Origin of the sequence: Ileibacterium valens (assembly GCF_001945525.1) — a bacterium.
Lineage (GTDB): Bacteria > Bacillota_I > Bacilli_A > Erysipelotrichales > Erysipelotrichaceae > Ileibacterium > Ileibacterium valens.
Genome location: NZ_MPJW01000171.1, coordinates 1 through 12,349 on the forward strand (window position 1 = coordinate 1; position 12,349 = coordinate 12,349).

The window sequence follows — 12,349 nt, forward strand, 5'->3', positions numbered from 1 at the left end:
TTGAAAAAGAGGCGATAAAGTGCGGAAAATCACTCAGTTTTTATCGTATTCGTGAGGCTTGAAGCCGAAAAATGGCTGATTCCAGATAAAAATTTCTGGTAGATTCTGAACACCACGATGAAGTGCGAAGCAATTCGCGCTTCTATCTGCTTAACTTAATGACATTGGTATTATTCGTATTCATGAATATATGCATTTGTGCTTAAATTTCGATGAAGAGAAAGGATCCATCTATCGGTTTCAAACCACGATCGATGGATCCTTTTAGTGACTATTAATTATAAATGATTATTATTTTCAATCCGATCATTTTTTACAAACAGATTTATTCTGAAATCGGACATGAATCAGTTCTATATGGATTATAGTTCCTCTCCATTCGAAGCGACTACTTTCTTATACCAGTCATAGGAATCCTTTTTGCTTCTTTCAAGAGTTCCCGAACCGTCATTATTGCGGTCCACATAGACAAATCCATAACGCTTTTTCATTTCACCAGTTGTGAAAGAGACGCAGTCAATGCAGCCCCATGGAGTGTAGCCCATCAGCTCTACGCCGTCTTCTTCAACCGCAAGCTTCATCTGTTCAATGTGTTTTCTTAAGTATTCGATACGGTAAGGATCATGTACGGATCCATCATCTTCCTTGACATCAATCGCTCCAAATCCGTTTTCGACGATAAATAGTGGTTTTTCATATCTTTCGTAGAATTCAGAAAGTGCATAACGAAGACCTTCTGGATCAATTGCCCATCCCCAATCGGAAACTTCGATAAACGGATTGGCTACAGAATGTTCGCTGCTGCCATCAGTTACGGTCGACGTGTCACGATGAACAGTGGAATCTACTGTATTGGTCATGTAATAAGAAAAACCAATATAATCTACTGTTCCATTTTTGAGATCTTCAATATCCTGTTCCGTAATATCGAGATTGAAATTCTTTCGTTCAAAATTCTTTAAAGCATAGCGAGGATAGTGTCCACGAACCTGTACATCACAGAAGAACCAGCGGTCATGCATCTGCTGCTGAGCTAATACCATATCCGATGGACGGCAGGAGAATGGATAAATTGGTACCATTGCAATCATGTTTCCAATCTGGAAGTCCGGATTGATTGAATGGCCTAAAGCAACAGCCTTAGCAGAAGCCACCAGCTCATAATGGCCGCATTGATACATCGCTTCTTCAGGATTTTCATAGTTTCCAAAATGAGCACCAGAATTTGTCCAGCCAAAAATGTCATTCTTGAAATTCATCTGGTTGTTGATTTCATTGAATGTCATCCAGTATTTCACTTTGTTTTTATAGCGTTTGAAGCACGCTTCAGCAAAATTGAGGAAGAAGTCAATCGTCTTGCGGTTCATAAATCCGCCATATTCTTTTGCCAGATGATATGGCATTTCAAAATGAGAAAGAGTGATTACAGGTTCAATCCCGTAGGAAAGCAATTCATCAAAGAGATCATCATAGAACTGTAATCCTTCTTCATTTGGTTCAGCTTCATCACCATTTGGGAAAATTCGTGACCAGGCAATAGAGGTACGGAAACATTTGAATCCCATATCGGCCATCATAGCGACATCTTCTTTATAACGATGATAAAAGTCGATCCCTACATGGTTTGGATAATACTTATCCGGATCAATCTGGTCTGTAATAACACGTGGGACTCCATGCGCACCGGCAGTCATAACATCCGCAACAGAATATCCTTTGGAAGTGTCCAGGACCCCGCCTTCAAACTGATGAGCAGCTAAGGCACCGCCCCATAAAAAATCTTTATCGAGAGCCATTTGATTACCTCACTTTTCTTCTCTGTTCTTATTTTACGATAGGCAGATTTGTTGACAAAGACGAAATAATATAATTTGAATGCAGTTAACAGAGAATTACAAATAATAATCCATTTTCTGAAATTTGATTTCAGACTCTCCGATTTTTCTTTACAGGAACATGACGTGAACATTTTTTGATTGATCAAAATAAAAAAAGACGGCCCGATGACCGTCTTTAAAAGTTAAGAATGTTTTGATTATTCCGATCGTAACGCTTCTACTGGATCCTGATGGCTTGCCTTCTGACTTGGGATCAAACCACCAAGCATGGTCAGAATGACAGATAGAACAATCAAACCAATTGCAGCTGCAGGAGGCAATACGGCGTTGACTATATTGTTTCCAGTCAGGGTATGAATGACCATATTAATCGGAATCAGGAGCAATAAGGTGATCCCTATTCCAATCAGGCCGGATAAAAGACCAGTAATGAATGTTTCCGCATTGAACACTTCTGAGATATTGAACTTGCTGGCTCCGATGGAGCGTAAAATTCCAATTTCCTTTTTACGTTCAAGAACAGAAATATAGGTAATGACTCCAATCATGATGGAAGAGACAATTAAAGAGACCGCAACAAAAGCAATCAGGACATAGCTGACGGTATTAATGATATCCGTGACTCCGCTCATCATGGTTCCTACCATATCGGTATAGGAAATCTCACGATCTTCTTTCCCATCTTTTTTTACCTGTTCATTGTAATTGGTGATGATCTGATCGATTTCATCCTTACTTTCAAAACTCTTTGGATAGATATCAATTTCTGAAGGATCACTTAGATTTACGTATCCAAGCTTTCTGAGGTTGTTTTCATAAGAGTTTTCCTCAGCCATGGCCATGGACATCATCAGTTCAGAAAACTCGGATTCATCCATGTTCATCTTGAACGCTTTAGCCAGAGCCTTCGGATCAATACTGAACGCATCCTGCATTCCATTCATCAGATTTCCCATCCCGGTCGATAAGCTGCCAGCCAAAGATGAGGAAACACTCGTCATGATCTGATTGATCACACCAGACATCTGTGAAGACAGAGCAGAGCCAGCTGATTCCATACTTGAAGACATTAAAGACTGAATATTCTTTTCAATGACTCCTGTATTCACAATTTTTCCAGCTTCACTCGCAATTAATGCCTGACCGGATTCAGAAGCCAGATAATCAGAAAACCCTTTAGAAACTGACTCAGCACTCGCAAACCCATTGGCATTGGCATAGGCATCATATCCAGAAGCAATATGATTCAGAATTGCAGTGATCTGTTCATTCGATACCTGAATAGAACCCAGTTTGTTCTGAATCGATGCAATATAAGCACCGATCTTAGCACTTACGGCTCCCGAATTCATATACGCTGCAAAATTCGTTTCAAAGTCCGTTGGATCCGGCTGTGTTTTAGCAAATTCAACATATCCCTGCATTAATGACTTGAATAAATCTTCAAGTTCCTTTGGATCAAAAATCTGCACCCCGGAAGATTGAATGATGGAATTAATTTCTGAACTTACATAGTTTTTTACATCTTCTGAATTCAGATAGGCCTGTATTCCCTGAGCCATATTATTAAGAGAGATGGAAGGATTATTTTTAGAATATTCATCATATCCGTTATATACGTTAGTAAAAATCTCCTTCATCGTCTCTTCAGTGACTGGTTTAATTGCGCCATTCATAATCTGATTGAACGTTTCAGCATTCATTGCCGGCAATGCCTGCGCCAAAGAACTGAAGTCCATGATTCCAGAAAGATTGAGATCTGCTGGATTAATGTTCATGTCTGAAAAAGCGGATGCATCAAGATTCATCTTTGACTCATCAATCCTGAATGCTTCGGCAAATGCCTTTTCATCGACCGTGAAGAGATCTTCATTTGAAAAAGCGCTGTCTTTGGGTTTCTTGCCAAATTCGTCCCCGGTCATGATGTTTATCTTCGGGGTTTTGAGCTGAGCTTTCACTACATCTGAATCAGCAGCGATTTTGATCAGCTGATCCATGAGTTCAGGAGTGTAATAGATTCCCTGGGTAAGCATCGTAACCGATTCTCCTTTTGCAGGTGAAGCGATTCCAGTGATCTTCAGGTCAATTCCCTTATCCACTGCATTTTTCAAAAAATCTGCGTTATCTTTCTTATCACTCCAAACCTTGAATTTTGAATCATATTCATAGAACTGAGAACTGCTCAAAACCTTAAATGAACGGCCCAGAATATCATCATAGGTCCAGTGTTCCTTTTTAACATCTAATTTTCCACCATCTTTGGATTGCAGTACTTTTAAAACATCATCCAGCTCTTTTCCTGACCTTAAGCCTAATGAATACGATAGAACATCGGACATCAAACCGGTTGAATCCAGAACCAATACCGCTTCATTGGCATTTTTTGGCCAGGTTCCCGCCTTGAGTTCATATTGGCTCTGATAAAGGTTTGGATCTTCAGGCAGCTCCTGAAACATCTCGGCCATTGATGTTGAAGTTAACATGCTTGAAACCATGCCTGAACTTCCAAACATCGCCTGAGTCACCGGATCCGGACAGACCTGATAAATATCCTGATCTTCATAGCGGAAAATTTGAGGAGTCAGCGAATACTTATACTCTATGCTTCGAACATATGGATCTAAAAGTTCCTGATGTGAATCAAGATAGCTCTTAAATGATTTCAGATCATTGCTTGATTTCCCGCCTGCCATCATATTTAAGGTTGGAAATTCTTCAACGTAGTCACCATCTGGAGCCTGATCATCTGACATCATCGAAATCATCATACTCATCATGCTTGAAGTCATCTTCTGAATCTGAATGGGATACTCCGAGAGAGTTTCCTTTTCAATCGAAGTGATGTAATCGTTAACCCCCGTAGATAACGAAAGAATCAATGCAATTCCAATAATACCGATCGATCCGGCAAAAGCAGTTAATATCGTTCTGGCTTTCTTGGTTTTCAGGTTATTGAATGACAAGGATAAAGCGGTCAGAAAAGACATAGAAGTCTTTCCAAGATTTTTATTTTCCGGCTGGTCGGAGAGTCTGGCGGTTTCTTCTCTGGTTAAAGGATTTGAATCGTTCAGAATTTTTCCATCGCGAACTTTTACAATCCGTGTTGCATATTCATCCGCAAGTTCCGGATTATGGGTAACCATCACAACCAGGCGATCCTTGGCCACATCCTTAAGCAGATCCATTACCTGATGAGAGGTTTGCGTATCCAGGGCTCCAGTAGGTTCATCCGCCAACAGAATATCCGGATTATTCACTAAAGCTCGTGCTAATGAAACCCGCTGCATCTGTCCGCCAGAGAGTTGACTGGGCTTTTTATGCATCTGTTCCTTTAGCCCAACGGCATCTAAAGCTTCTATAGCGCGTTTTCTGCGTTCCTCTTTTGAGATTCCGGAGATTGTTAAAGCGAGCTCTACATTCTGTAAAAGAGTCTGGTGAGGGATTAAATTGTAGGACTGAAAAACAAATCCAACCGAATGGTTGCGATAGGAATCCCAATCCTTATCGGTGTAATTCTTAGTGGAAATTCCATTGATAATCAGATCTCCATCATCATATTGATCAAGACCTCCAATGATATTCAACAAGGTAGTCTTTCCGGATCCTGAAGGCCCGAGTATAGCGACAAATTCGTTATCTCTCAAATTCAGAGAAACATCATCAAGCGCTTTTTGTATCAGGTTTCCAGTGTGGTAAGTCTTTTTTATATTTTTGATCTGAAGCATTTTTTATCATGTTCCTTTTCTGATTTCCGATCGATAATTGTCCGACCTGAAACAAGTTGACATAGTTCAATCTAATCAATCTTCTCATGATCAATCTTTACGGTATCATTTGTAACTTTTGGATATTGCCTACCAGTAGAAAAGAACTTTCTTTGATCATGCAGAATCTTTTCAAAGCATTAGAGGATGAAATCAGCTGATTCAGCCACAAATTTGATATTGGCTAGATCTAACAACAATTGATCGTCAATGAGAATGCTTTTTGCATAGTCAAGATCCTCTTTTCTGATGGTATCAAACTGTGACCTCGATAAAAGAAGCTCGATCTGCATCAGTTCATTCTGAATTTTCTTCAATTGCCCTTCCGTAAGACACAGCAGTTTATTGAGCTTTTTATTATCCAGATTACTTATCTGCGTCAGGAATTCGCCTAAGCTCATGAACTGAGGAGAATTAAATCCATCGATCTGATTATTTTTTAATATCTTCCCTGCTTTATTACGGAGCGTAATTAATGCAGCCTTTGATAAAAACAAAACCGATGCACTTAAATCAGCTTCTGGAATTTCATCATAAAACTGGGCTAAATCACTGGCTGCTTCTAAAGCGGACAAGGCATCTGAATCCAGTTTACTGACAAGATCATCAGAAATATTAAAATACTCTGTATAGTCAAGCGACTGATCTTCTGGATTCTGGTCAGCATCTTCTGGATTCAAATTGTTCATGGTGTGATTCATCAGATCACTGGCCATACTGGTGATTTTTTCTTTCTGATTGTCATCAAGCAAATCGACCATTCTACCGATCGCATCAAAATCAATATCTGGAAATTTCATCATTTTTTACTCCCTTTACTATCTTTATAGAATAAGCCATCATCTATTATATTGTGTTACTTTTCTCATCACTCCAACCGTGAAGTTATCGATTCGAGAAATATTTTATCAGTTCTAAATTTGAGACATACTTACAATAAGAAGTTTGTTTTAAAGTAGACGTAGAATCCAGGTCAGTTTCTTCTGAATTGTGTTGAACTTTTTTTGTTCCTATCACAATTTAAAACCCGGCTGAATAGCCGGGCGAGTTTTGTGATTCAAAAAATAATGAATGAAATTCGATTCGAGAATTGATTTGAACGATCTTACTTTATAGATGCCTGATAAATCGATTCGATGGAATCAGCAAGAGTCTGATCAAACTCTTCTTCACTTTGAGCAACATTTAATCCTTCAGAAAGAGCTCTTGAAAAAGAAGCGATCAATCCTGAATTTTGGGATAGCATCTGATTGGCTTCTTCTCTGGAATATCCCCCAGATAAAGCTACAACTCTGACTATATGTGGATCCTTCATCAATTCAGAATAAAAACCAGGCTTTGTTGGAATGGAGAGCTTAAACATCAGCTTCGTATCTGCAGGCAGTTTTTTCAGATTCTCTTCAATATCTTTCAGCAAGAGTTCTTCTGCTTTTTCCTTATCTGGAATGCGAATATCTACTTCTGGTTCAAGAATAGGGACCAAACCTGCTGCAGCAATCTGTTTTCCAATTTCAAACTGCTGGTCAACAATCTTCTTAATTCCTTCTGGATTTGCTTCCTTGATGACAGAACGCATTTTTGTTCCGAAAATATGACGTTCTTTTGCATGGTCTAAAGTCTTCTGAAGATCCGGGATTGGTTTCATCAACTGAACTCCATCTTCAAGAGGAGCAAGTCCTTTATCGACTTTCAAAATGGGAACAATTCCTTCCTTTTCCCAGAGATAGTCTGCAGTATATAATCCATCAATGGTTCGATCCATTGTCTGCTCAAAAAGGATCGCCGCCAGAATCCGATCTGCATTAAACGATGGGGATTTAATCATACGAGTTCTCATCGCATGCATCAGATCAAACATCTCATCTTCATCTTTCCAGGAATCTTCTTTAATGCCATATCGGGCCAATGCCTTTGGTGAACTTCCACCACTCTGGTCCAATGCAGCAATAAAGCCTAAACCATCTTTCATTCGATTCAATTGTGTCTGGTTCATATTTTTTCCTCCCAGAGCCGATCCTGCATTCTTCAAAAAAAGATTCGGTTAGGGTTTGGAATATTTTAAAAAGCCTCATCGATGGCACAGATAAGATTTTCCATTACCAAAAATTCCAAACCATTGTTGTCCGTTGAGAGATTTCTTTGATTAATCTTCCTTGTTATTAAATCCGTTACCATCTAAATGGACTTTTCATTCAGATGGACATAACAACAATCACTGCTCTCTCTTTTAAAACAGTTGGCTGTAACGAATGATTTGAAAGATCGAAGATTAAAGAATGGGATCAGTCTGTCTATGAATATTTGTCCTATATTCATCTTATCGGATCTTCAGGAAATAGCTTCAATGATTGCCTTGACCGTTAAACACAATTTGTCTGAAGACAAAATTAGCTCTGATCGCGTTTACAGATCAAAGCTTTTTGACTGCCGCCTTTTTCTGAGAGTTTCTTTCAGGCATAGGAACCAGTCAGCAAACTCGATTCCATACAATTGGCATTTTTAGCTGCAAAAAAGGAGCGAGTGCAGGAATTGGATATATTGTCATCAAATCGATAAATATCATTTTCAAGCAGAACCATGAAAAGTTCACTGATCAGATCCTGATCGAGATCATTGCAGCCTGAGTCCATATACATCTCAAGTTCATTCAGGAGTCTTTGATTTCGTTTTTCTTCCCCGATTTCATGCTCGAGATTATATTCAACCGCAAAATATACTTCCTGCAGCATTGAAGCCGTTAATTTGATTAAATTTTTATTATTCATCGTTTTTCTCCTGTCGTTGAAATTTATCTTTATTCCTTGGTCTTTATTGGAAGACCTGATTCGATCTCTACTTTCCTATAAACCGCAAATTTAAACTCAGCGGTATTTTCTTTACTTTCTTTCACTTTGTTATCTTGAGTCTATCTCATAATCAGACATCATTTATGCACCTATTAAAATGTTTTGAATTTTTTTCTTATGGTCTTACATTTATCTGTGAAAGATGTGACTTCAAATATTAAAAACGGAAAAAACAGTATCTATGATTTTATTATGGAAACTGCGGCTCATTCTTTTCATATTTGCAGTATTCGAAATTATCTTCTTGATTTGATTGAGCACCTGAATGATCAGGGAAATTAAATTCCCGATAAACTTAGGACAGTAAGGGATCTGAATTTACCGAAACTAGTGATAGATCATTCAATAGGATGAATGGGGAGGCTCTTTTGATGAATAAAGACAAATGGACGAAAGGAGAAATTGAAGAAAATACGGTTTATGGACTATTTAAAAAGACAGTGAGCTCATATCCAAAACAATCCGCTTTAATTGATTCATCGCAGACTTTTACCTATGAACAGCTTGAATCCATTGTCTGTGAGATCGCTGCCAGCTTACCTCAGCAAAAGCAAAGATTTGGAATCATTCTTGATCATGGTTATCGACAGATTGCCAGTATGCTTGCAGTGCTTAAAAACGCGAGTGCCTATGTTCCGGCTGAACCGTTTTTACCTGACCGCAGAATTCAATATATGTTTTCTGAATCAAAAGTCAGATATGTTCTTACGCAAAAAAAGTACAGAAAAAGAATCGAAAAGATGGGTTTTCTACCAATCCTGATTGATGAGCTGTCCTTTCGTTTAAAAATAGATGACACGCTTTTAACCACAGAAAATTATGCTTTGCCTTTAGATCTTGCTTATATTCTCTATACTTCTGGATCGACTGGTAATCCAAAAGGCGTTATGGTCACAAACTCAAATATCTGCCACTACATCCGGGCTTTCAGGCATGAATTTCATCCGGGTTTAAACGACCGAATGCTGCAGTATTCCGTCTGTTCGTTTGATATCTTTACTGAAGAGGTCTTTACAACCTTATGCTCTGGTGCCTGCCTGGTCATCGCTCCTGAATCAATCAAGGATGATATCGAAGAACTGATGAAATTTGTAAAAAAGCATCAGATCACCGAAATCGATTCATTCCCTTACCTGTTTTTGAAAATGAATGATCTGCCAGAAATTCCCGATTGTATCCGCCTTTTGATTTCTGGAGGCGATGTCATTCGGGAAAGTTACATTGATAAACTTGTAAATGATAAAGATCATCCAATGATCTACAACACGTATGGGCCTTCAGAAACTACAGTATGCGCTTCTTATTTCCATATTCGCCCACATACCGCTTTAAGCGATGGAACGTATCCAATCGGCCACAGCGTTTTAGATACTCAAATTGAACTCGTCAATAAAGATGGCCAGCTCTGTCAGATCGGAGAACCCGGAGAAATCTTGATCTATGGAGATGGAGTCAGTGCTGGTTATTCCGGAAACCGGCCAAAGGAATCTTTGGCATTCTTTATGGATCACCTGAATCGAAAAGGATATCGCTCCGGTGATCTGGGGTACTGGATGGAAGATGGCAATCTGGCTTTCATTGGCCGCAAGGATGAACAGGTCATGATCGATGGCCGAAGAGTAGAGCCTCAGGAAGTACAGAATACAATAAGTGAACTGGACTATATCTATCAGGCCTGCGTAAGAGCGGAAACGGATGAAAACAATCTTCCTTATCTAATCGCATATGTCGTCTTTAAAGATCAGATAGATAAGCCGCTTTCAAAATTAAGAAAAGATTGTGCTTTATCACTTCCCGACTATATGATTCCAGAATTCTTCATCAAAATGGAATCACTCCCCCTGAACATCAATGGCAAAATTGATCAGACTGCCCTGCCAGTCGTGTTAAAAGAAGGAAAATCAGAATGATGATTACTTCTAATGAGAAAAAATCTGTAATTGATCAATACAAGGATACAAGCGATCTGACCATTCGACAGGCTGATCTTTCGGATCTAGAACCGCTGATAATGATCCGCATGGAGACACTGAATGAAGTTTTCAATTTAAAAATGCCTGAGGATCAGGCGCTCTATGATGTGCTGAAAAAAGAAAATCTTGATTACTTCAGAAAACATCTTGCTGATCATACCCTTGTTTTTGGACTGGCATATGTTCAGGGCAATCTGGCTGCTGCTGGTGCAGTGATCTTTCATCATGAACTTCCTTCTCCGGATAATATAAATGGAAACTGTGCCTATTTAATGAACATATTTACTCGTAGAAAATACAGACATCTAGGCATCGGATCATTGATCGTCAACTGGCTGGTCGAAAAGGCGAGGCAAAGAGACATTGAAAAAATTTATCTGGAAACAACTGAATCAGGCCGTAGGCTGTATGAACAATCCGGATTTATAGATTATAAAGATATGATGATTTATCAGGAAAAGCGGTGAAACCATATGGAAAAACAGGATTCATGTTTACAAACGGACTGGACCTTTACGATTTACAGAACAACCATAGATCAGAAATCAATTCAGCTGGACGTTCTTAAGGAAAGTGCTCCACTGGTCATAGCGATTGCTTTTGAAAAGATGGATCAGGCTCTGATCGAAGCCTGCCAGAAGATTGAATGCAGAAAATTCAATCTTCTGAGTATTACCAATTTACAATGGGACGAAGAACTCTCTCCATGGGCTCATGATCCTGTTGTGATGATAAATGATCATTTTACAGGCCAGGCTCCCGAGCTTCTTAAAACGATGGATGAAAAGATCATTCCATGGACCCTATCAAAACTGAAAGAAAAGCCAAAGACCATTCTTATTTCTGGTTATTCGATGGGAGGACTCTTTGCTCTGTACTCTCTTTACAATTCCAATTGCTTTGAAGGCTGTGCCTGCGTTTCGGGCAGTGTCTGGTATCCAGATTTTGAAAATTACGCTTTAAGCCACCAACTTGCTTCAAGTGTAAAGGCCGTTTATTTTTCGCTTGGAAACAAGGAAGCCAAAGTCAGCAATCCATTTTTACAGACCACAGGCCAAGTGATGGAAAAGCTGTGTGATCACTATCAAAATTCAAATGTTGACTCTGTTTTCGAGCTAAACCCGGGAAATCACTTTACCAATCCGATCCAAAGACTCGCTAAAGGAATTAAATGGCTCCTGATTCATACTCAAGAAGATGCATGAATCTTGTGATCCGAAAACGAATAAATCGTTCAATTTTTTATGCTTCAAAATTAAGATAAATGGAGGAAATCAATATGACTGAAAAAGAAATAAATGATCGTAAACTTCAGGTTCAGGAAGCCTTATCTGTTGCATCTCTGGGTGGAAAAACGGCTTCTGAAAAAGAATTAATGCTCTGTGAAGATTACGTGAACGGTAAAATATCGTTAGAAGAACTTGAAGTTCAATGCGATGATCTGGCTTTTGCAGGTCTTTAGCCTTCAGATGCTGAATTAATCAGGCAATACTCATAATCATCCAAAAGGGGCTGTTAAATTTCGACTGATTTTTCATCAGCGAGATTTACAGCCCCTTTTTCTATGCTTTTTATCTGATTCAATCCTGTTTTATGATGTGTTTTTCCGCTCAAGTCAATTTTTGAACGCACTGAAAAGAGCCAAAACTCAAAAAGACTGTTTATAATCTTTTTCAGATTTCGCTTTTCTGCTCCTTTAATTTTCCATAACGTTCGAGTTCTGGGCAACTCATCCGATTTCTGTTGTTTAATTTTCTGATATTGTGTCCCATGGCCACAATAAGCACCTCAAATTTTACGTTTTCCAGTCCTCGGCGTCTCAATCGGCTGTATCTGTAGTTTTCTTTAAGATCTCCGAAGGTTCCTTCCGCCTGAATGCTCCGGCTGACCATAATCTCATGTCCTGCATCTGAAGACATGTTCTCCCG

At 39.0% G+C, this 12,349-nt stretch carries 10 protein-coding genes; 4 read left to right on the top strand and 6 right to left on the bottom strand.

The window, feature by feature from the left end; genetic code table 11:
* Window positions 1–362 precede the first annotated feature (362 nt).
* The 5 genes from BO222_RS08695 to BO222_RS08715 all read right to left on the bottom strand — a co-directional run bounded on the left by BO222_RS08695 (window position 363) and on the right by BO222_RS08715 (window position 8,367).
* Entirely contained in the window at window positions 363–1,796 is a 1,434-nt protein-coding gene (locus tag BO222_RS08695; RefSeq protein WP_075820224.1) for a 6-phospho-beta-glucosidase, read from the bottom strand.
* A 239-nt stretch (window positions 1,797–2,035) separates the two neighbouring features.
* Window positions 2,036–5,563, bottom strand: coding sequence for an ABC transporter ATP-binding protein/permease (locus BO222_RS08700; protein ID WP_075820226.1), 3,528 nt, complete (start codon window positions 5,561–5,563; stop codon window positions 2,036–2,038).
* A 179-nt stretch (window positions 5,564–5,742) separates the two neighbouring features.
* Window positions 5,743–6,405, bottom strand: a complete 663-nt coding sequence (locus tag BO222_RS08705) for a hypothetical protein (protein ID WP_075820228.1) — start codon at window positions 6,403–6,405, stop codon at window positions 5,743–5,745.
* A 302-nt stretch (window positions 6,406–6,707) separates the two neighbouring features.
* Window positions 6,708–7,595 (bottom strand): fructose bisphosphate aldolase, encoded by an 888-nt coding sequence (locus BO222_RS08710; RefSeq protein WP_075820231.1) that lies wholly within the window; start codon window positions 7,593–7,595, stop codon window positions 6,708–6,710.
* Between the two features lie 457 nt (window positions 7,596–8,052).
* Window positions 8,053–8,367: a hypothetical protein gene (locus tag BO222_RS08715; RefSeq protein WP_075820233.1), complete on the bottom strand. Its 315-nt coding sequence runs from the start codon at window positions 8,365–8,367 to the stop codon at window positions 8,053–8,055.
* Between the two features lie 452 nt (window positions 8,368–8,819).
* Here BO222_RS08715 and BO222_RS08720 point away from each other — a divergent pair, with 452 nt between their 5' ends.
* From BO222_RS08720 to BO222_RS08735, 4 genes are all read left to right on the top strand, one after another.
* Window positions 8,820–10,358, top strand: a complete 1,539-nt coding sequence (locus BO222_RS08720; protein ID WP_198932040.1) for an amino acid adenylation domain-containing protein — start codon at window positions 8,820–8,822, stop codon at window positions 10,356–10,358.
* The gene (locus tag BO222_RS08725; protein ID WP_083647762.1) at window positions 10,355–10,888 is read left to right on the top strand and encodes a GNAT family N-acetyltransferase; all 534 of its coding nucleotides are present in this window, start codon (window positions 10,355–10,357) and stop codon (window positions 10,886–10,888) included. Before BO222_RS08720 ends, BO222_RS08725 begins: the two co-directional genes overlap by 4 nt.
* 6 nt (window positions 10,889–10,894) lie before the next feature.
* Complete coding sequence (locus tag BO222_RS08730) at window positions 10,895–11,626, top strand: alpha/beta hydrolase-fold protein (protein WP_075820235.1); 732 nt, start codon at window positions 10,895–10,897, stop codon at window positions 11,624–11,626.
* A gap of 74 nt (window positions 11,627–11,700) precedes the next feature.
* Window positions 11,701–11,883, top strand: a complete 183-nt coding sequence (locus tag BO222_RS08735; protein ID WP_075820237.1) for a hypothetical protein — start codon at window positions 11,701–11,703, stop codon at window positions 11,881–11,883.
* Window positions 11,884–12,094: 211 nt separating this feature from the next.
* Here BO222_RS08735 and BO222_RS08740 read toward each other — a convergent pair.
* Window positions 12,095–12,349: transposase (locus BO222_RS08740; RefSeq protein ID WP_075817320.1), on the bottom strand; the 255-nt coding region annotated here is incomplete at its 5' end.